The following is a 20,453-nucleotide window of genomic DNA, read 5'->3' as shown; positions in this document are numbered from 1 at the left end:
TTTAAATGAAAACAATAGACCAGTATATAATCGGCACGGGATGCGGGTCCCAAAAGAGTTTAAAGAAATTGTTGCAGCAATTCTTTAGAAAGGCCGTAACCTATTCCCAACTGTTGGCCATAGGATGGTTTACCTCCTGTGATCCCTTGGTAGAGATAGATCCGCCGGATTCGGAAATTACCCATCAGATCGTGTTCGACAATGAAGAAACGGCCACCGCTGTATTGAATTCGGTGTACCATGATCTACAATATAACGGCTTTGCCAGTGGGAAGGATGTTTCCATTACCGGATTGTGCGGAATCATGGCCGACCTCATAACGGATTTTTCCAACAATGCCTTAAAATCCCAATTTTATGGTAACCAACTGCTCCCGGACAATGCCTTGGTCGGTAGCCTATGGGAATCCCTATATAAATCTATCTACATTGCCAACGATGTATTGGAAGGAATTGGTAGTTCCGATAATTTGGGGGAGGGCACCAAACTACAATTGGAAGGAGAGGCCAGGTTTATAAGGGCCTTCTGCTACTTCTACCTGGTAAACCTTTATGGCGACGTGCCCATGGTCCTGACGACCGACTATCGGATCAATGCACTTGCTCCCCCTAATCCCGAAGGGGAAATCTATGCACAGATTGCCGAGGACCTGACAATAGCGGGGCAAATTCTTCCGCCCGATTATTCCGCTTATGGCCTGGAGCGGATCCGCCCTGTTAAAAGTACGGCCAAGGCCCTTTTGGCAAGGACGTATCTATTTACCCAGAATTGGGACATGGCAGATAAACTGGCCACGGAAGTCATAGACGACCCCCAATTTGAACTGTTGGCCGATCTGGACAAAGTGTTTTTGGCCAATAGTAGGGAAGCCATTTGGCAATTACTGCCCGTAGCACCGCAATACAATACATGGGAAGGACATTACTTTATCCTTGAATCAGATCCGGCCGCAGCCTTTGCGAAATCGTCTTACGCATTGAACCCCAATCTTATTGACGACTTTGATGTAACGGACGCAAGGCGGACCGATTGGATAGGGAGCTATACAACTCCCGATAATGAATACTTCTTTCCCCATAAATACAAGGTAAAACTTGGAGAGACCCTCGTGGAGTACGCCATGGTAATCCGCTTGGCGGAAATATACCTGATCAGGGCGGAATCCAGGGCCCAATTGGAAAATTTAAATGGGGCCCTTGTTGACCTCAATACCATTAGGAACCGGGCCGGATTGGCCAATGAGGCCAGCTCTTCCAAAATAGAGCTGTTGGATAAAATTGGGGAGGAACGAAAAAGGGAACTCTTCTCGGAATGGGGCCATCGTTGGTTGGACCTAAAACGTTTAGGGACCGCTGATGAGGTCCTGGGCGAACGGAAGGAAGGTTGGAAACCGACGGCAATCCTGCTTCCCATTCCGGACCAGGAGATCCAAAACAATCCCAATCTAGAACAAAATGACGGGTACTAAGGTAACATCCGTTCTAAAATAGTGTATTTATGGGCATAGCAAAAATATTGGTACCTATATGGGGTGCGATGTGTCTTGGTCATTGTAAATGGATCGATCCCGTTCAGGAATCCAAAGATCGGGACAATGGCAGTGTCAATTTAATTAAGTTTACAACCGAGGAGTTTACCGACCCGCACGTAGATGTCTCCCCTGATGGAAAAACCCTGTTGTTCGATGTTTTGGGAAATTTGTATACCGTTTCCATACATGGGGGAACCGCTAAACAGTTGACCGCAGGTTCTTACTGGGATATTAAGGCCCGCTATGCTCCCGATGGAAAAAAGATTGCTTTTGTAAGCGATAGAAGTGGTAAAATTGGGTTATGGAATTTGGACCTGTTGACCAATGAACTGCAGCAACAAACAATGGACAGACCGTCTGGCTGGATGCATATTAGGCCCTTTTGGACCCCAAATGGAGATCTATTGGATATGGACAGCGGTGGGCTGAAAAGAATCAATGCCGCTAACAAAAAGGACCCCATAAACAACATTGATGAAGGGAGACGGGTATATTATTCCGGAACTTGGTCCAAGGACAATAAGAACTTTTACTTTTTGAAGAACAATGCAGTCTACAGGACAGGCCACACCGATGGTAAAACATCCAAGATATGGGAAGAACCTGATAAAAAACCGCCCAATTTACGGTTGAACGGTATCATGCAAGCGGACATAAGCCCAAATAACAGGTACTTTTCATATTATGCCGTCTACTATGATTCGTTAACGCGAAGGGAATTCTGTTTTTTAAAGATATTTGATCTGCACCATAGGGCATTGGTCGCTGAGATCGATTCCATGCCTACCGACCTGAGGCCGAACTATGCCTTTACAGCGGATAGCCAAAAAATAATACTGGGGCGCAAGGGAAGATTACAGTACATGGAACTACTGTCCGGAAAACTTGGAACCATTCCTGTTACTGTTCCGGTGGAAAAGGAAATTACGCCCGTACTAAAACCCGTTCCGAAGAAATTGGCGGATACGGGAAATCTGGTTACAAAAGTGATAAGGTGGCCCACCTATGATAAGAAAAATGGGCTGTTGGTGTATAGTGCATTTGGCAAATTGTACAGTACGGATATGAAGCAAAATAGGACCAAACGCCTTACGGACAATACCACGTCTTTTGAATATGCCCCTGCATTGTCGCCCAATGGAAGCATGATTGCCTATACCACCTGGAACGATTCCGAAATGGGGCACGTAATGATGGTTTCCAGTGAAGGGGGCAGCCCCATCCAAGTAACCCAAAATGCAGGAAGGTATACGAATCCGACCTGGTCTTCCGATGGTAAGGAGATTGCCTTTATTGTTGATGGGACGGAAACCAAATACGGGATAGAAAGCCAGCATACCGGACCCAATTTTACAGGCTACCGATTACGTCTTGCAATTGCTTCCATAGAAAAAGGGGAAATTGGAAAATGTGTTGAATTGGCACCCATGGGCACCTTACCGGCCAGGTTCTACCCTGTACCGGAGTGGTCCCGGAACGGTCAAAGAATTTTTGTGAATACCTATAGCCGATTGCACTCCCGGCCCGTATTGCTTTCTGTGGATAGGCCGGAAATGGATACTGTGGAGCAATTGTTGTTGCCCTTGGCAGATGAGGTAAGGGCGGGGCCGGGGGGCAACCAAATAGCGATTATAAAGGATAACAAGCTTTGGGCGGTTCCATGGCCAAAAAATACCGGATTGGGGAAGCCTGTTTCCATTGATCTTTCCAAATACGTTCCGATAACCGAAAATATGCCCGTGTATGTAACATGGTCGGATGATGAAACCCTGATGTGGGCGGAAACCAATAAAATTTTGGAATACAATATAACAAATGGACGGCCGCCAAAGACACTTTACAGGCTCAGGGTCGGAGAACCCATGGATACTCCAAAAGGGATCTACGCACTTACCAATGTCAGGATTATAACCATGCAGAACAATAGGGTCATTGAAAATGGCACTATTGTGATCGAAAACAACCGCATTAGGCAGGTAGGGCCAAAAAGCGAGGTGCAGATTCCCAAAAATAGCATGGTATATGCGCTTAAAGGGAAGACGGTAATTCCTGGCCTAATAGATGTCCATGCACATTACCACAATCATTTTTCGGAACTGTGGTCTGGACAGAACAAAAACTATATCGGTAACCTGGCCTTTGGGGTAACCACTATCTATGACCCATCCTCTAACAACTTGGACGGTTTTGGACAATCGGAAATGGAAAAAATCGGGGCCATACTTGCACCCAGGATATTAAGTTCCGGCAAGCCGATAGAAGGCAGGGGATTTGATTCCTATATTGAAAATTTTGACGATGCCCTTAACATAGTTGGCGGTTATGCCCAATACGATTCCGGCCCAGTAAAGGAATATTTACAGCCATATCGCCAACAACAGAAATGGTTGCAGATTGCGGCCAAGCGCTTAAAAACCACAATTACCTCGCACTTTACCGGTAATGGGTTAATCTATAACGGTCTTACACGGGTGGCGGATGGTTATACGGCTATAGAGCACCAATTACGGAATGGAAGAACATACGGGGATATCCATAAGTTCATAGCGATGAGCGGAGTCAACTATACCCCTACATTGACGGCCACTCCCGGATTGGGGAATAGGTATGTAAAGGATATTGAGGATAAGGAACCGAAACTTGACCGTTTTAATCCGTTTTTTATTATAGAAAGGGAAAGGTATAAATGGGAAAAGGGATTGATGCCGAATTTAAAGGAGTATGTAGATAAAAGCTTAATGTGGAATGCTTCTGCCATTAAGAACATTATAGGGCAAAACGGTCTTGTCAGTGTAGGTGCCCATGGTAACGGTTTTCCAGGATTGAACACTCATTGGGAAATGTGGAGTTTTACTTTGGACGGACTCTCCAACTATAATGCACTTAAATGTGCAACGGTAAATAGTGCAAAAAAAATAGGCCTGGATCAGGAATTGGGTTCTATTTCGCCAGGAAAACTGGCAGATCTGGTCCTGCTGAATTCAAACCCGTTGACCGATATAAGAAATAGCAGCGATATATATTGGGTCGTTAAAAATGGCAAGATATTCGATGCGGAGGATATGAAACAATACTGGCCGGATTTAAAGGAACTCTTGCCCTGGTCCTGGAGGAAGCTGGACATTGATGAAGTTCCCTGACAGTTTATATTTAAAAGGCAGTATTGAACACTATGCCCTTTATAAGGCCACGGTAACAATACTGCCTTTTACCTTACACCTTAATCGTTAGGTAGTAAGGGCTCATCCCCTGAGTTGTTGACCTGTATGGAACAATTTGAATCCTGCCATACGGATCTAATGCCCTCCGGGGCGATCACTTTACACTGTTTGGTCGTGAAATTATCACAATCCACAGAAATCTGTTTGCATTCACTTTCTGGATTTCCTTCCAGCTCATGGTAATAATTGTTCGCAACGGGATTTCCCATCGCAAAGTTAGGGCCAGTTCGTTTTTTTACGGAAAAGGCTTTTGGAAGGAGGATCCCTTTAACAAAAAGACCTGTTACGCTTTTAAAACATAACAGGCCTTTTAATAAAATTTGGTGATCCGTTGTTAAAAACTACCGCTTTCTATTTGTGAAACGCGCAAGGTATTCACCATACCTTTATCCTTTATAGGCATTGCCGCCAAACTAATCAACATGTCCCCTACCTCTAAAAACCCTTTCTGACACGCCATTTTATTGACATCCTCTATAGTTTCGTCCGTAGATACATATCTGTCGTAATAAAAGGCCTTTACCCCCCAAAGCAGGTTAAGCTGTGTAAGTATTCTTTTATTGGAGGTAAATACCAAGATATGGGCCTTTGGTCTCCAGGCAGATATTTGGAAAGCCGTATAACCACTGTTGGTCAAGGTAGAAATGGCCTTGGCCTTAATTTCATTGGCCATATTGGCGGCATGGAAACAAATGGATTTGGTAATATATCTATTTGTCCTGACCTGGGGGGGTTCGTGCGGCACCTTTATGAGGTCCGAATTCTCTACACTTTCCAGGATACTGGACATCTTTTGTATTACCTGAACGGGATAATTGCCAACAGAGGTCTCCCCTGAAAGCATTACGGCATCCGCACCGTCCATTACCGAGTTGGCCACATCGTTCACCTCTGCACGGGTAGGCGTAAGGCTCGTAATCATGGTTTCCATCATCTGGGTGGCAATGATCACCGGGATCCTTGCTTTTTTGGCCCTTAGCACCAATTGTTTTTGAATAAGGGGCACTTCATGTGCAGGAACTTCCACTCCCAAATCACCTCTGGCCACCATTAATCCATCACAATAGGCCACAATCTTATCTATATTTTCTACGGCTTCCGGCTTTTCAATTTTTGCAATAATTGGAATTTTATGCTCGGAATGCTCCTTGATAATATTCTGCAGGTCTATGAGATCCTGGCTAAACCTTACGAAAGAAAGTGCTATCCAATCCACATCCTGTGATATGGCAAAAATAGCATCCTTGATATCCTTTTCCGTTAGTGCGGGCAAAGAGATGTTGGTATTGGGCAGGTTTACCCCTTTTTTGGACTTCAATGGCCCGCCCTGGATCACTTTTGCCCTAACTTCATCCTTGGAATTGGTAGCGATTACCTGGAACATCAGCTTTCCATCATCCAATAGGATGCGCTCTCCCGCTTTAACATCCTTTGGAAAATTAGTGTAGTTCATATACACTTTATCGGCATTTCCTTCAAAAGGCTTTCCGGTAACAAAGGTTATTTCGTCTCCCGGCGCCACTACTACTTCACCGGCCATAACCCCGACCCTTAATTTGGGTCCCTGTAAATCGGCAAGAATAGAGGTGTACGTACCCAATTCCTCATTTAGTTCGCGAATCATTTTTATGCGCTCTGCCACGTCGTTATAATCTGCATGGGAAAAGTTTATCCTAAAGACATCCACTCCCGCCACAATCATGTCCTTAAGGACACTCTTCGTACTAGTAGCCGGTCCTAGGGTCGCTACTATTTTTGTCTTTTTATGTATTGACATTATTTAAAATATTAAATTGTTTTTAGATTTTAATTTACTTGCATCCACCAAATAGGCCGTTATGACCTTTGGAATGGTGAGTACGGACTTCAAAATATTTCCTTCCACGTCCAATTCATCGTGTTCTATCTTTAAAAAGTAGTCAACATCCCTATATTCGGGAACTAAATGATATTTTGTAAATGTTGGTTGGTCCTGAAATAGATTTCCTATGCTTCCTTCCTCTTCCTTTACGTCATTATTACTTACAAATGTGTAATAGCGATCATTTACTTCATCCCTCCAATCAAAAATTGGGAAGGTGCCGTTTTGCGACAGATCCAAATCGTTCACGGACCTCTTCAACTTTGTTTTAAGGCAAGAATTAAGGGCATATACCAGCATAAAATCTTCTATACTGCTGTGCAAAGCGATTAAAGTAAAGGATTCTTCATAAAAATCTTCCGAAATTCTGTGTATCGCTGCCATACTTTCCGTGAAAGGCGTAAATATAGGATTTATAACGAAACCAGCCTATCCATTCGAAGTATAAAACGTTGTTCAGCCTACGAAAACGTTGGAGTTTAATAAAATTTTATACCCTTTGTGCCATTGTCCTATTCTCCTTCAAAATTTTGGCAATGGTCTGCAATTGAAGGGTTCTTATTCGTTGGATTTATCCATTTTGTTCTGAAGGGCAAAATAGGCCCTTTTGGAAGCCCGTTCTTCCGCCTTCTTTTTGGAGGTTGCCCTGGCTTTGGCTACAATTTTGCCCCCAATGGACAATTTTACGGCAAAATGCTTAACAATGTCATTTCCGGAGTCCTCGTAGATATCGTAATTAAACGATTTTTTTTGTTTTTGGCACCATTCTATCACCAAGCTTTTATAGCTTATTACCTTTCCCTCCAATTGTTCTATATCCACATAGGGGTCTATAATTCTCTTGTTTATAAACTTTTCGCAGAATGCATACCCCCTATCCAAGTATATGGCACCTACCAAGGCCTCAAAAACATTGCCGTGTATATTGTCCCCAAAACGGGATTTGGGAATCTTACTCTCCACAAAATCGATCAGGTTCAGATCTTTCCCCAGCTCGTTCAGGTGTTCCCTGCTTACGATTTTAGATCTCATTTTGGTAAGATATCCTTCGTCCCCATCGGGAACCCTGCTATATAAATGTTTGGAGATTATGGTCCCCAGCATGGCATCTCCCAAAAATTCCAGTCGCTCATAATTCATAGGAAAACCATCGGAATCCTTTCTATTGGCAGAGCGATGGACGAAGGCTTTTTGATACACTTCCAGGTTTTTAGGCTTAAATCCCAAAATTTTCTTCATTCCCAAAAAAAAATCCCCATCCTTTTTTGAATGGGAATTAAATAAATTGGAAAAAGCGTTCATATGATGAATTAGCTAATTTTTTTAAATATGACACAAGCATTATGTCCCCCAAATCCAAAAGTATTGCTGAGGGCCACATTGACCTCCCTTTTTTGCGCCTTGTTAAGCGTTAGGTTTAATTTTGGATCAATATTTTCGTCTACGGTAGTATGGTTTATGGTAGGAGGTACCAAACCGTATTCCATGGCCAAAATAGAGGCAATGGCCTCTATGGCCCCTGCAGCGCCCAAAAGATGCCCTGTCATGGATTTTGTAGAATTGATGTTCATGTGGGGTGCATGCGCCCCGAAAACCTTGGTTATGGCCTTTAGCTCGGCCACATCGCCCAAGGGGGTGGAGGTACCATGGGTGTTAATGGCATCCACATCTTCTGGTTTTAATCCGGCATCCTTTAAGCAATTCTCCATTACCCGTACCACACCAATTCCGTCCGGGTGCGGTGCCGTCATATGGTAGGCATCACTGGAGAGTCCGCCACCGGCCACTTCGGCATATATTTTTGCCCCCCTGGCCTTGGCATGCTCATATTCTTCAAGGATGAGCGCTCCCGCCCCTTCGCCAAGAACAAAACCGTCCCTAGTGGCATCAAACGGTCTGGATGCCGTTTCAGGGCTTTCATTACGTGTGGACAGTGCGTGCATGGCTCCAAAGCCTCCCATTCCCGCTATGGTAACCGCTGCCTCACTACCCCCGGTAACAATAACGTCACAATATCCCAAACGAATCGTGTTCAAGGCATCGATTATGGCATTGGCCGAGGATGCACAGGCCGATACCGTAGTATAGTTGGGGCCCATAAAACCGTGCTTGATAGAGATATTGCCAGGGGCAATATCAGCGATCATTTTTGGGATAAAGAAGGGGTTGAACCGTGGCGTACCGTCCCCTGCGGCAAAATTTAAAACTTCGTTCTGAAATGTTTCCAATCCACCTATACCGGCCCCCCAGATTACTCCGGTTCTAAATTTGTCTATCTTGTCTAGATCCAATCCCGAGTCCTTTATGGCCTCATCCGAGGAAATAAGGGCATATTGGGCAAACCTATCCAGCTTACGGGCTTCCTTTCTATCAAAATAATCTTCGGCATTGTAGTTTTTTAATTCGCATGCAAACTTTACTTTGAACTTCTCCGTATCATAATAAGTAATAGGGGCCGAACCACTTTTTCCGTTCTTTAAGCCTTCCCAATACTCTTCAATATTATTGCCAATAGGTGTCAAAGCACCTAGACCAGTAACTACAACTCGCTTTAATTGCATTGAACTATAATTTTGTTTAACTTGGATTAAGTTAGGTGTAAATTAAAAAAAATTATCCATGCAGCGTCTTTACCACATGGATAATTTTGAAACTTGTTCAAGAAATCATAAAATTACTTGGCTTCTTCTATATAACTTATAGCTTGACCAACTGTAGCAATGTTTTCTGCTTGATCGTCCGGAATCTGAATATCAAATTCCTTTTCGAACTCCATTATCAACTCAACAGTATCCAATGAATCTGCCCCTAAGTCGTTGGTAAAGCTAGCTTCGGTTACCACTTCGTTCTCATCAACACCTAATTTATCTACGATGATAGCTTTTACTCTTGATGCAATGTCTGACATAATAATATCGGTTTTAAAAATTTAAATTGAAGGCAAAAATAAAAAACTTTGGTTTAATAACGCTATTTGTCGTTAAAATGTGATGTAATTTAATAAAATTAAATACAAGAGTGCTATTTTAGCCCAAAATAATTTTCTGTCACAACCCCAAATAATTCATGAAAAGGATTGTCCTATTTGCTTCCGGCTCCGGCTCCAACGTTGAAAACATAGCACATTATTTTCGCGAAAACACCGAAGTCTCCATAAGCTGTGTACTATCCAACAAAAGGGACGCCCAAGTTTTTGAAAGATGTAACCGCTTACATTTGAATGCCCTATATTTTAATAGACATTCGTTTTACGGTTCGGACTGCATTTTAAATATACTTAAATCCCTGAACCCAGACCTCATTGTTTTGGCAGGATTTCTTTGGAAAGTTCCGGATAACCTCATTAGCAGCTATCCCAATAAAATTATAAATATCCACCCCGCTTTGCTTCCCCAATACGGTGGTAAGGGAATGTACGGCATGCACGTTCACGAAGCGGTAAAAAACAATAATGAGACGGAAACGGGAATTACCATTCATTACGTGAACGGGAACTATGACGAAGGGGCCATCATTAAGCAGGCAAAGGTTGATCTGGACCCTTTTGATACTCCTGAAACCATAGCGAAAAAGGTGCATCTTTTGGAATATGAGCACTTCCCCAAGGTAATTGAAGCGGTATTAATGGGGACCTAATGGCAAAAAAGGAAAAATTCTATACCGTTTGGAAGGGGAGTAGGCCAGGAATATACACCAGTTGGAAAGACTGTAAAGCCGCTATCACCAACTATAAGGGAGCCCAATATAAGGCCTTCCCAACCTTTGAGGCCGCCAAAAGGGCCTATAATGGCAATTATGATGATTATAAGGGCAAAAAAATAGCATCCTCTACCCTTAGCCGGGAACAAATCAGTAAAATAGGTACCCCCAATTATAATTCCATTTCGGTGGATGCCGCTTCCAGTGGCAATCCGGGCATTATGGAATACAGGGGGGTAGACACCAAAACAAAGAAAGAGCTCTTTAAACAGGGGCCATTTAAACAAGGCACCAATAATATTGGCGAGTTTTTGGCCTTGGTACATGGGTTGGCCTTTTTAAAGCAACAGCAAAGCGACAGCATAATTTATACGGATTCCAAAACGGCCATGAGCTGGGTCCGAAAAAAGAGCTGTAATTCCAAATTGCCCGAGACCCCCGAGAACAAAGTGGTTTTTGATCTGGTAAGGCGCGCCATTGCCTGGCTTGAAAAAAATACCTACACCACAACTATAGTGAAATGGGAAACCAAGGCCTGGGGCGAAATTCCTGCGGATTTTGGTAGGAAATAAGGATATGGTCATTTTTTGAAATTTGATTTCCAATGCTGTGGGATTGGCAGCGCAAAAACCTATATTTGCAGCAAATTTCAAAATTTAATGGGCAAACTATTAATAGTAGGAACCGTTGCATTTGATGCCATAGAAACCCCTTTCGGCAAAACCGATAAAATTTTGGGAGGGGCAGCTACTTTTATTGGTCTGGCAGCCTCCCAATTTAAAGTAAAATCTGCCATCGTCTCTGTTGTGGGCGAAGATTTCCCCCAAAATTATTTGGACCTTTTTACCGAAAAAAATATCGATATTTCCGGTTTACAAATCATAAAAGGTGGCAAAACCTTCTTTTGGAGCGGCAAATACCGCAACGATCTTAATACCAGGGATACCCTATCTACAGAACTGAACGTACTTGCCGACTTTGCTCCTGTAGTTCCAAACAATTTTAAGGACGCGGACGTGCTCATGTTGGGGAATCTGCACCCGGATACACAAATGAGTGTAATTAATCAAATGGAACAACGACCAAAACTAATAGTACTTGATACCATGAATTTTTGGATGGACCATGCCCTTAGGGAGCTAAAGGAAGTTATTAAACTAATAGACGTGATCACCATTAACGATGAAGAGGCCAGACAATTGACCGGAGAGCATTCCTTGGTAAAGGCGGCAGAGAAAATACAGATAATGGGCCCTAAATTTGTGGTGATAAAAAAAGGGGAGCACGGGGCACTGCTATTTCAAAAATCCAAGGTGTTTTTTGCCCCAGCGCTGCCATTGGAAGAAGTTTTTGATCCAACGGGTGCCGGAGATACCTTTGCAGGCGGCTTTTCCGGATATTTGGCGGAATCCGAGAACATAAGTTTCAAGAACCTAAAGAATGCGGTGATACACGGTTCCAATTTGGCCTCATTTTGTGTGGAACGTTTTGGAACCGAAAGAATGGAAAAATTAAAAAAGAAAGAGGTCAACGACAGGTTGCTCCAATTTAAGGAGCTTACCCAGTTTGATATTGAATTACAATAAATATGTGCCCTAGTTTTACAGGGCATTTTTAATTTAAAGTTACCATGAGCGACGCTATTAAGCATGAATGCGGAATTTCCCTGATTCGGTTATTGAAGCCATTGGAATATTATCAAGAAAAGTACGGTTCTGCCTTTTACGGGGTAAATAAGATGTACCTGATGATGGAAAAACAGCATAACCGTGGCCAGGACGGTGCCGGTTTTGCCAGTATTAAATTGGATATGGAGCCAGGAGAGCGGTATATGAGCCGGGTACGATCTATAGACCAACAACCCATACAGGACATTTTTGCCCAAATAAATGAGCGAATCAATACTTCCTTTAAGGAAAACCCTGAATACCTAAATGATGTTACCAAGCAAAAAAAGCATATTCCCTATATTGGGGAAGTACTTTTGGGGCACGTACGCTATGGAACATTTGGCAAAAATAGCATTGAGAGCGTACATCCCTTTTTAAGACAAAATAATTGGATGCACCGAAACCTGATCGTTGCCGGTAATTTTAACATGACCAATGTAAATGAACTTTTTGACAATCTTGTGCAAATTGGGCAGCACCCCAAGGAAAAGGCCGATACCGTTACGGTTATGGAGAAAATAGGACATTTTCTGGACGATGCCGTTGCCCAGCTCTATAAGGATATTAAAAAGGAAGGTTTTAACAAGAGGGAGGCTTCTCCATTAATAGCCGAAAGATTAAATGTTGCCAAGATTTTAAGAAGGGCGGCCAAAAACTTTGATGGGGGCTATGCCATGGCCGGTCTTTTGGGACATGGCGATTCCTTTGTACTAAGGGACCCTGCAGGGATCAGGCCCGCGTATTACTATCAAGACGATGAGATTGCCGTGGTGGCGTCCGAAAGACCGGCCATACAAACGGTATTCAACGTTAACTTCGACGATGTTAAGGAATTGGATCCCGGACACGCCATTATCATCAAAAAAAATGGCAAGGTCAAAATCAAGAAAATATTGGAGCCTACCGAAAGAAAAGCCTGTTCCTTTGAACGTATTTATTTCTCCCGTGGAAGTGACAAGGAAATTTATCAGGAAAGAAAAATGTTGGGCAAACTGCTTTTTCCTTTAATCCTAAAATCGATAGATAGCGATATAAAGAATACCGTATTCTCCTATATTCCCAATACTGCAGAAACCTCCTTTTTTGGAATGGTCATCGCGGCACAGAATTACATGAACAAAAAGAAGGAAGAACAAATTCTTTCCATTGGAAGAAAAATAACACGGGAGGAACTGCATGAAATTCTGGAAGTGAGGCCCAGGATAGAAAAGGTGGCCATAAAAGATGCCAAGCTCCGGACCTTTATAACACAGGATAGCAGTAGGGACGATTTGGTGGCACATGTCTATGATATCTCCTATGGATCTGTAAAGGAAAACGACAATTTGGTCATCATAGATGATAGTATTGTTAGGGGAACCACCCTTCAAAAAAGTATCCTAAGAATTTTGGACCGACTCTTGCCGAAGAAAATTATTGTGGTCTCATCCGCACCGCAAATCCGTTATCCCGACTGTTACGGAATAGATATGGCGAAATTGGAGGATTTTGTTGCCTTTAAAGCTGCTTTGGCCCTTCATGAAGAAAGGAACACCATGCACTTGGTGGAGGAAATCTACAAAAAATGCCTGCTACAGACCAAAACACAGGATTCTGAGGTGGTAAATTATGTTAAGGAATTCTATGCCCCTTTTACAGCAGAGGAGATTTCCGACAAAATTGGACAATTGTTGAGTCCGCCGGATATTAAAGCAAAGGTTCAGGTCATCTATCAAACCATAGAAAACCTACATGAAGCCTGTCCCAAAAACTTGGGGGATTGGTACTTTACCGGCAACTACCCCACTCCAGGGGGAAACCGTGTGGTGAACAGGGCATTTATAAACTTTTTTGAAGGCAAGAACGAACGGGCCTACTAAACATTTCATCGATGAAGTATTGATTTTTATGCACTTCATCGATGAAATACACTCTTTAACGTCTTTTTGGTCAGAAACCTGCCCTGCAAATGTACTTTAGTAGTGCCATAGCATAAGTAGGTTAAGTTCATGGTAAGATTTGGGGCAAAAAAGGTGGAGACTTCTCCACCTTTTTTATTGGTTCCAAGGCAACACGCAAAGCTGCCTGTACTACAGCCGATATACCCTACTGTTTATCGGATAAGAAGTATTTCAACTTATTAAAAAGACATTCATCTAAAACCTTTTACCCACAGCTTATATTGCTATACCTTTGGGGGACCATAGCATAAGTAGGTTAAGTTCATGGTAAGATTTGGGGAAAAAGGCAGAGCTTAGCTCTGCCTTTTTATTTTTGGTAAAATCCATAGGCCTTCATGGAGTTAATCAAGCTTTCCTCTGCGCTTTGTACCCATTCCGGTAGTTGTCCTATGAAGAAATTAATGCCTTTATAGATCAACAATATTCTTTGCGCAAACACAACCATTGTTCTTGGTTCCATGGTTTCTGAAATATGCGTATTTTTGACCTGGACAAGAAACATAAAAAATGCACCTACATGACAAATCAAATCACTACCAAATGGCTTGGTAATATGGCCTTTGAAAGCAACAATCCTTCAGGAAACAATTTAATTATAGATGTAGCCCCCGAAAATGGGGGGGAAGGCATGGGATATAGGCCAAAAGCGCTTATGCTTACAGCTTTGGCCGGTTGTTCCGGTCTGGATGTTGCCTCACTTATCAAAAAAATGAAACTGGAAGTAGCGGAGTTTCGAATAGAGACTATTGCCAACCTGACCGAGGAAGACCCCAAGTATTACGACAAGGTATTGGTGGAATATCATTTTACCGGGGCCAACCTGAACGAAAAAAAATTGCAACGGGCCGTTGACCTTTCCATTGAAAAATACTGCGGGGTAATGGAAATGTTCCGTCAATTCGCAACCTTGGAGATCAAGACCTATTTTAATAATTTATAGTTCCCCTACTACTTTTACTATGTTCCAAAAATTTTTAGTTCTATTGGCCGGGCTTATATTTGTACAGCAACACTTAGAGGCCCAGGTTACAAAAAATATAATCTCCCACAACCAGGAAACCATTGTTACCGATCCGTCCAAAGGGGAAAACAGTTATAAGCGCTGGGCCGTTTTTCCTTCCAAGAACGAAGAGATTCGGCAGATTTTCCTAAATCTTACTTTTGAATGCCCGGACAATATGCGTTGTGCGGATTGGGACTATGTAGATCACATTAAGGTGAGGCAAAAAAATGATACCGTCAACTATGAAATTGCCAGGATGCTCACACCCTATGGGGGAAGATTTCAGGAGGACTGGCGATTTGACTGGAAAGTGGACATTACCGATTTTAGTCCCATTCTAAGGGATAGCCTGGAAGTAGATTATATCCATACAGGCTACGAGGACAATAAGACCCGTGGATGGAAGGTTACCGTGGATTTTGAAATAACGTATGGAACACCCGTTGCCGAACAATTGGCCATTCATAAGATTTACGATGGCAATTATAGTTATGGGGACCAAGCAGATCCCATTGAAAATCACTTGGCTCCCGTGACTTTAACGGCCAGTACCCGAACAAACTTTGGGAAAGTGAAAATCCATCAGACCGGACATGGAATGGATGCCAATGGCTGTGGGGAATTCTGTGACAAATACCGCGAAATTCTTTATAATGGCAAGCTTATCGACAAAAAGCAATTGTGGATGGAATGTGGGGATAACCCCTTATATCCGCAGGCAGGGACCTGGATCTTTGACCGTGCCAATTGGTGCCCCGGTTATTTACTGCAAGCGGATGAAGTGGGTTTTGACATAAGTGCGGGACAAGAGTATACCATTGACCTCAACATGGAGCCCTATGAAACGGAAAAGCCCAGTGCGAAGGAACTTCTAGTGGCCTATGTATTGGAATACGGTAAGGTACACTCCCAAAATGACGTTACTTTAGTGGATATCATATCCCCTTCCGAAGAAAAAATACACAGTAGAAAAAATGAATCCGGAGCCCTGCCGGTTATCCGCATAAAGAATAATGGCAAGAACAATTTAAAATCCTTGGGAATCAATTATTTTATAGAAGGACAAAAGCCCAAAAAATTTAGTTGGAAAGGAGACATCCCGTTTGGGGAAACCGCCTTGTTAACTTTACCCGAAGAGATATTTAACGATAAGGAATCTGCCCGTTTTTTTGTAGAATTAAAAAGGCCGAACGGCAAAAGGGATGGATTTGAGGGAGATAACATAAAAAGTTCTATCTACACCAGACCAAATGTCCTGCCGGAGTGGACCATTATTTATTTTAAGACCAATAACAAGCCTGGTCAAAACGAATATTCCGTTACCAATAGTTACGGAGAGCCCATATTTAAAAGAGACAGTGTAGATCTTAAGCCCAATACCACCTATATGGATACCCTTACACTTAAAGAGGGCCATTATACCTTTAAGGTACAGGATACGGGAGGGGACGGACTTGAGTTTTGGTTCAAGTCAAAAGATGGCAGTGGTAGCGTTAAACTTTTGGATACCTTGGGACAGGCCATAAAACATTTTAATTCCGATTTTGGGAGCCATATTATTTATAACTTTAGGGTAACACCCGGGCTTGCGTATCATTTGGACAACGAACCGTCCATAAACATGTTCCCGGCCAGAACCCAGGGCCCGGTAACGCTGGATTATTTTGCGAACCAAGAAAAAGAGGTGAAGGTCATTATTACCCAGCAAGAAGATGAGACGAAAATAGTGGAAACCCATACCTATTTAAATCTCAAAAAGGGTATTTTAACTTATGACCTTTCCTATTTGCCCAAAATGCGCTACTATCTCAAAGTGGTTATAGACGGCAATGAGGTATTTAAAAATAGAATTAGGCTAAAGGAGTAATTGGCATGCGTTGGACCATTAAACCAAAACCCGAACAATCACAAATAGATGCCCTGGCAGCTGCATTGAAGGTGGAAGATTTGGTTGCACAACTATTATTGCAACGGGGCATTGCCAATTATGAGGATGCCAAGAGGTTTTTTCGGCCACAGCTGTCGGACCTGCACGATCCCTTTTTAATGAAGGATATGGACAAGGCCGTGGAACGTATAGAAAAGGCTATTGCAAGCCAGGAAAATATATTGATTTTTGGGGACTACGACGTGGACGGCACTACGGCGGTTGCCTTGGTTTCCTCCTATTTGGAAAACAGCTACCCCAACGTGGCCACCTATATCCCGGACCGTTACAACGAAGGCTATGGGGTTTCCTATCAGGGCATAGATTTCGCCGAGGATAACGGCTTTTCCCTAATAATTGCCTTGGATTGTGGGGTAAAGGCCATTGAAAAGGTAGATTATGCCAAGGAGAAAGGTATCGATTTTGTTATATGTGATCACCATAGACCCGGAAATGCACTGCCCAACGCAGTGGCCGTTTTGGACCCCAAAAGAGCGGATTGTTCCTATCCCTATGACGAACTATGTGGCTGTGGGGTAGGGTTTAAATTGATCCAGGCATTGGGGAGCAAAAAAGGGGAAACCATAGCGGATTTGGTTCCATATTTGGATTTGGTGGCTACGGCCATAGCAGCGGATATAGTACCCATAACGGGGGAAAATAGGATTCTGGCCTATTGGGGGCTTCAAGTCATCAACCAAAACCCAAGAGCTGGTTTCAAGGCCATTATCCAACAGATAAAAAAACAGCTGCTTACCATTACCGATGTGGTTTTTATAATTGCTCCACGCATTAATGCAGCGGGGAGAATGGAGCACGGACAACACGCCGTTAATCTACTAAAGGAAACCGATCTGGAACGGGCCGAATTTTTTGCCGCCGAAATAGAGAAATACAATACGGACCGAAGGAATCTGGACCAGATCATTGCCCAGGAGGCGCTACTTCAGATCCAAGAAAACAAGGAAGAGCAAAGTTTTACCTCGGTAGTATATAATGAATCTTGGCATAAGGGGGTTATCGGAATTGTAGCCTCCCGTCTCATTGAAACCTATTACAGGCCCACTTTGGTCTTTACAAAGAGCGGCAATAAATTGGCAGCCTCCGCCAGGTCCATTAAAGGCTTTGACGTGTACGAGGCCTTGGAAGAGTGTTCGGATACCATTGAACAATTTGGCGGCCATATGTATGCCGCCGGACTTACCCTACTTGAGGAAAATTACGGGGCCTTTAAATCCAAATTTGAGGAAGTAGTTGCCAATAGTATGGATCCACATTTGATGTCCCCGGAAATCATGGTAGATGCCATAATTGGCCCGGATCAAATTACTCCAAAGTTAATGCGGATCATTAAACAGTTTGCCCCTTTTGGCCCAGGAAATATGACCCCCATTTTCATGGCCGAAAATCTTTGTGATACCGGATACGCAAAAGTAGTTGGCCAAGATGGCAAACATCTAAAATGTAAACTTTTTGACAAAAATAATGGCTCCAAGAGGTTGGCCATTGATGCTATTGGGTTTAACCTTGGCAAGGATCTGCCCACGGTATTGGGTAAAACCCTTAGTGCCGTTTTTACACTGGATGAAAACGAATGGCAGGGTAAAATAGCCCTTCAAATGAAGTTAAAGGACCTTAAAGAGCATGATAGTTATCAATTTTAAATATCTCGATAACCTATAGGCATCATTGAATAATAACTTTAACAGGCTACAGCTACAAATTGCAGTAAGAATTATATCACTTTTAACATAAACAAGGATCAATCGCAAAAGTTGTGTGTGAATTGGAATAAGATAGAATTTTATATTCTAATTCGTGTTCTGTTCATTTTTTGCATCGCCCAAAAAACGAACCAAAAAACGCTAGGCTGATTTTAAATTTCTTTAAATCCACGCACTTTCCACGGCCGCACCGTCCAGACCGCTTTCACTTGGGTGAAATGCTCTTTGGACGCCTTCCATTGCCCAATGTGGAAACCACTTGATTTAATACGAAATTGAAAATAGGCCGTTCCTTTGTTCCGTCACCCTTTGGCCGTTATCATAACCCTTTTTAAAATTGCCTGCAAGGCCCGATGTTGGGTCTATAAAACCAATTGCGTAAAATGAAAGAATAATACCACCATTATTTTTGTTATATAATTTCCAATAATTTAAACGAAACATTAAAGAGAGCGTTTGTTCAAATTATTTCAATTTTTTATAAACACAACAATTAGTCATTATCCATAAACAAAGGCACAATCAACCGTATTATGATTATCCTTCCGGATAATCTGCCAAATTTGCTGTATTTCAGATTGGGGAAGACCCATATTTTTTTAGGGACAGGGAAGATCCATCAAACTCGCCATAGGTAAAATAGGAGATCCAATCCCCTGTGTTCAGGTAGGTGGAATTTTCATTTAAAGGGATTTCCAAAGGTAGGTGCCGATGTCCAAAAACAAAATAATCATAGTGCTGCTGCTCCAGTTTTCGCTTACAATATTGCACCAACCATTCGTTCTCCTCCCCAAGGAATTCAATATCCCCTTCCCCGGAAATTAATTTGTTCTTTACGGAAAGATATTGTGCCAGTTTAACCCCAAAATCGGGATGCAACCAATTATAAAGCCATTTGGATAGCGGATTGGTGAACACTTTTTTCATGCGTTTGTACCCTTTGTCCCCCGGGCCCAGCCCATCTCCATGTCCAATTAAAAAGGACATCCCGTTTAAAAGAAAGGGTTGGGGGCCGTGAAATACGGGAATGTTCAGCTCCTCTTCAAAATAGCCGTTCATCCATAGGTCATGGTTGCCCACAAAGTAGTAAATAGGAATGCCCGAATCGGAAATTTCGGCCAACTTCCCCAAAGTACGGGTAAAACCCTTGGGGACTACCGTTCTATATTCGAACCAAAAATCGAAAAGATCCCCAAGGAGAAAAATAGCGGCAGCATCTACCTTAACGGTATCCAACCAGGCCACAAACTTTTTTTCCCTTGGAACACTGAGGTCCCTGGTAGGGGCCCCCAAATGATTGTCACTGGAGAAGTATATTTTTTTGCCCGTGGGAACGTCTATAGCTTTCATGCAGGGCCAATTTAATTATCAGAAGCATACCATTCCGCAAAAGAGGTGTCGGTTTCCTGTAGCTTTAAAGAATGTAGGCTGATATTTTTTGGCAACCTGGCCTTAATTTTATCGGCAAAATCCAACACCATATTTTCACTGGTCGGTTGGTAGTTGGCCAGTATTACATTGTGTCCCCTATCCATGAGTTCCTGCGCCAATTCCACATGTGGGGTATTTTTATTAAAGACCGTGGCATGGTCAAACTGATCCACAATCTCTTCCTTTACGATCCGCTTCAAATCCCCAAAATCTATGACCATTCCCAATTTTACGTGAGAGGTATCGGTAATAGGCCGTCCAATTACGGTTACCGAAAGTTTGTAACTGTGGCCATGTACGTTTCTACATTTACCATCATAACCGAACAAGGCATGTCCGGTTTCAAAATTGAACTGTTTGGTAATACGAATATTGCCCATATCATCTATTTGGACTGCAAAGGTAAATTATTCTGCGAAACTAGGCGGAAAATAGACCCAAAAGG

At 42.7% G+C, this 20,453-nt stretch carries 18 protein-coding genes; 9 read left to right on the top strand and 9 right to left on the bottom strand.

Features of this window, described 5'->3' with window-relative positions; all coding sequences use genetic code 11:
• The first annotated feature begins 5 nt into the window (after positions 1-5).
• Both D0S24_RS10720 and D0S24_RS10715 read left to right on the top strand, forming a co-directional pair.
• Positions 6-1,469 carry a RagB/SusD family nutrient uptake outer membrane protein gene (locus D0S24_RS10720; RefSeq protein ID WP_117019853.1) on the top strand — a complete coding sequence of 488 codons (1,464 nt, stop codon included), beginning with the start codon at positions 6-8 and terminating at the stop codon, positions 1,467-1,469.
• A 29-nt stretch (positions 1,470-1,498) separates the two neighbouring features.
• Positions 1,499-4,672 (top strand): amidohydrolase family protein, encoded by a 3,174-nt coding sequence (locus D0S24_RS10715; RefSeq protein WP_117019852.1) that lies wholly within the window; start codon positions 1,499-1,501, stop codon positions 4,670-4,672.
• Between the two features lie 80 nt (positions 4,673-4,752).
• Here the strand turns inward: D0S24_RS10715 and D0S24_RS10710 are convergent, their stop codons facing one another.
• The 6 genes from D0S24_RS10710 to D0S24_RS10685 form a co-directional block, all read right to left on the bottom strand.
• Positions 4,753-4,962 carry a hypothetical protein gene (locus D0S24_RS10710; protein WP_117019851.1) on the bottom strand — a complete coding sequence of 70 codons (210 nt, stop codon included), beginning with the start codon at positions 4,960-4,962 and terminating at the stop codon, positions 4,753-4,755.
• A 125-nt stretch (positions 4,963-5,087) separates the two neighbouring features.
• Complete coding sequence (gene pyk / locus D0S24_RS10705; RefSeq protein WP_117019850.1) at positions 5,088-6,530, bottom strand: pyruvate kinase; 1,443 nt, start codon at positions 6,528-6,530, stop codon at positions 5,088-5,090.
• Between the two features lie 3 nt (positions 6,531-6,533).
• Entirely contained in the window at positions 6,534-6,998 is a 465-nt protein-coding gene (locus D0S24_RS10700) for an IPExxxVDY family protein (RefSeq protein WP_117019849.1), read from the bottom strand.
• 174 nt (positions 6,999-7,172) lie between these two features.
• Positions 7,173-7,916 carry a ribonuclease III gene (gene rnc / locus D0S24_RS10695; protein WP_117019848.1) on the bottom strand — a complete coding sequence of 248 codons (744 nt, stop codon included), beginning with the start codon at positions 7,914-7,916 and terminating at the stop codon, positions 7,173-7,175.
• Between the two features lie 8 nt (positions 7,917-7,924).
• A complete protein-coding gene (gene fabF, locus D0S24_RS10690; protein ID WP_117019847.1) occupies positions 7,925-9,175 on the bottom strand; it encodes a beta-ketoacyl-ACP synthase II in 1,251 nt (416 codons plus the stop codon).
• 113 nt (positions 9,176-9,288) lie between these two features.
• The gene (locus D0S24_RS10685) at positions 9,289-9,522 is read right to left on the bottom strand and encodes an acyl carrier protein (RefSeq protein WP_008269813.1); all 234 of its coding nucleotides are present in this window, start codon (positions 9,520-9,522) and stop codon (positions 9,289-9,291) included.
• Positions 9,523-9,680: 158 nt separating this feature from the next.
• Between D0S24_RS10685 and D0S24_RS10680 the strand changes: the two genes are divergently transcribed.
• The 4 genes from D0S24_RS10680 to D0S24_RS10665 all read left to right on the top strand — a co-directional run bounded on the left by D0S24_RS10680 (position 9,681) and on the right by D0S24_RS10665 (position 13,842).
• On the top strand, positions 9,681-10,250 hold the full coding sequence (locus D0S24_RS10680; RefSeq protein ID WP_117019846.1) for a phosphoribosylglycinamide formyltransferase: 570 nt from the start codon (positions 9,681-9,683) through the stop codon (positions 10,248-10,250).
• Positions 10,250-10,885 carry a viroplasmin family protein gene (locus D0S24_RS10675; RefSeq protein ID WP_117019845.1) on the top strand — a complete coding sequence of 212 codons (636 nt, stop codon included), beginning with the start codon at positions 10,250-10,252 and terminating at the stop codon, positions 10,883-10,885. The genes D0S24_RS10680 and D0S24_RS10675 overlap by 1 nt, the downstream gene beginning before the upstream one ends.
• Before the next feature lie 87 nt (positions 10,886-10,972).
• Positions 10,973-11,899 (top strand): PfkB family carbohydrate kinase, encoded by a 927-nt coding sequence (locus D0S24_RS10670; protein WP_117019844.1) that lies wholly within the window; start codon positions 10,973-10,975, stop codon positions 11,897-11,899.
• A 44-nt stretch (positions 11,900-11,943) separates the two neighbouring features.
• Entirely contained in the window at positions 11,944-13,842 is a 1,899-nt protein-coding gene (locus D0S24_RS10665; protein ID WP_117019843.1) for an amidophosphoribosyltransferase, read from the top strand.
• 388 nt (positions 13,843-14,230) lie between these two features.
• Here the strand turns inward: D0S24_RS10665 and D0S24_RS21080 are convergent, their stop codons facing one another.
• Complete coding sequence (locus tag D0S24_RS21080) at positions 14,231-14,383, bottom strand: hypothetical protein (RefSeq protein ID WP_181938070.1); 153 nt, start codon at positions 14,381-14,383, stop codon at positions 14,231-14,233.
• A gap of 57 nt (positions 14,384-14,440) precedes the next feature.
• On the opposite strand from D0S24_RS21080, the gene D0S24_RS10655 reads away from it, so the two are divergent.
• The 3 genes from D0S24_RS10655 to recJ are packed head-to-tail and all read left to right on the top strand — an operon-like array spanning position 14,441 to position 18,517.
• Complete coding sequence (locus D0S24_RS10655) at positions 14,441-14,863, top strand: OsmC family protein (protein ID WP_117019841.1); 423 nt, start codon at positions 14,441-14,443, stop codon at positions 14,861-14,863.
• Between the two features lie 19 nt (positions 14,864-14,882).
• Positions 14,883-16,793, top strand: a complete 1,911-nt coding sequence (locus tag D0S24_RS10650; RefSeq protein ID WP_117019840.1) for a peptide-N-glycosidase F-related protein — start codon at positions 14,883-14,885, stop codon at positions 16,791-16,793.
• A 5-nt stretch (positions 16,794-16,798) separates the two neighbouring features.
• On the top strand, positions 16,799-18,517 hold the full coding sequence (gene recJ, locus D0S24_RS10645; protein ID WP_117019839.1) for a single-stranded-DNA-specific exonuclease RecJ: 1,719 nt from the start codon (positions 16,799-16,801) through the stop codon (positions 18,515-18,517).
• A 633-nt stretch (positions 18,518-19,150) separates the two neighbouring features.
• On the opposite strand, the gene D0S24_RS10635 is transcribed toward recJ, so the two are convergent.
• The gene (locus tag D0S24_RS10635) at positions 19,151-19,918 is read right to left on the bottom strand and encodes a UDP-2,3-diacylglucosamine diphosphatase (RefSeq protein ID WP_117019894.1); all 768 of its coding nucleotides are present in this window, start codon (positions 19,916-19,918) and stop codon (positions 19,151-19,153) included.
• Between the two features lie 20 nt (positions 19,919-19,938).
• Positions 19,939-20,388 (bottom strand): 6-carboxytetrahydropterin synthase, encoded by a 450-nt coding sequence (locus D0S24_RS10630; RefSeq protein WP_117019837.1) that lies wholly within the window; start codon positions 20,386-20,388, stop codon positions 19,939-19,941.
• Positions 20,389-20,453: the final 65 nt, after the last annotated feature.

The organism is Arenibacter sp. P308M17 (assembly GCF_003426735.1).
GTDB lineage: Bacteria > Bacteroidota > Bacteroidia > Flavobacteriales > Flavobacteriaceae > Arenibacter.
Note: the sequence above shows the minus strand (reverse complement) of the source record. Positions and strands in the feature narration are given on the sequence as shown.

Bases quoted from the DNA above. Each gene is read 5' to 3' on its own strand.
- pyk (WP_117019850.1), bottom strand. From the start codon at position 6,530: ATGTCAATACATAAAAAGACAAAAATAGTAGCGACCCTAGGACCGGCT.
- D0S24_RS10675 (WP_117019845.1), top strand. From the start codon at position 10,250: ATGGCAAAAAAGGAAAAATTCTATACCGTTTGGAAGGGGAGTAGGCCA.
- D0S24_RS10720 (WP_117019853.1), top strand. From the start codon at position 6: ATGAAAACAATAGACCAGTATATAATCGGCACGGGATGCGGGTCCCAA.
- rnc (WP_117019848.1), bottom strand. From the start codon at position 7,916: ATGAACGCTTTTTCCAATTTATTTAATTCCCATTCAAAAAAGGATGGG.
- D0S24_RS10700 (WP_117019849.1), bottom strand. From the start codon at position 6,998: ATGGCAGCGATACACAGAATTTCGGAAGATTTTTATGAAGAATCCTTT.
- D0S24_RS10630 (WP_117019837.1), bottom strand. From the start codon at position 20,388: ATGGGCAATATTCGTATTACCAAACAGTTCAATTTTGAAACCGGACAT.
- D0S24_RS10715 (WP_117019852.1), top strand. From the start codon at position 1,499: ATGGGCATAGCAAAAATATTGGTACCTATATGGGGTGCGATGTGTCTT.
- fabF (WP_117019847.1), bottom strand. From the start codon at position 9,175: ATGCAATTAAAGCGAGTTGTAGTTACTGGTCTAGGTGCTTTGACACCT.
- D0S24_RS10680 (WP_117019846.1), top strand. From the start codon at position 9,681: ATGAAAAGGATTGTCCTATTTGCTTCCGGCTCCGGCTCCAACGTTGAA.
- D0S24_RS10650 (WP_117019840.1), top strand. From the start codon at position 14,883: ATGTTCCAAAAATTTTTAGTTCTATTGGCCGGGCTTATATTTGTACAG.
- D0S24_RS10665 (WP_117019843.1), top strand. From the start codon at position 11,944: ATGAGCGACGCTATTAAGCATGAATGCGGAATTTCCCTGATTCGGTTA.
- D0S24_RS21080 (WP_181938070.1), bottom strand. From the start codon at position 14,383: ATGGAACCAAGAACAATGGTTGTGTTTGCGCAAAGAATATTGTTGATC.
- D0S24_RS10655 (WP_117019841.1), top strand. From the start codon at position 14,441: ATGACAAATCAAATCACTACCAAATGGCTTGGTAATATGGCCTTTGAA.
- D0S24_RS10670 (WP_117019844.1), top strand. From the start codon at position 10,973: ATGGGCAAACTATTAATAGTAGGAACCGTTGCATTTGATGCCATAGAA.
- recJ (WP_117019839.1), top strand. From the start codon at position 16,799: ATGCGTTGGACCATTAAACCAAAACCCGAACAATCACAAATAGATGCC.
- D0S24_RS10685 (WP_008269813.1), bottom strand. From the start codon at position 9,522: ATGTCAGACATTGCATCAAGAGTAAAAGCTATCATCGTAGATAAATTA.
- D0S24_RS10710 (WP_117019851.1), bottom strand. From the start codon at position 4,962: ATGGGAAATCCCGTTGCGAACAATTATTACCATGAGCTGGAAGGAAAT.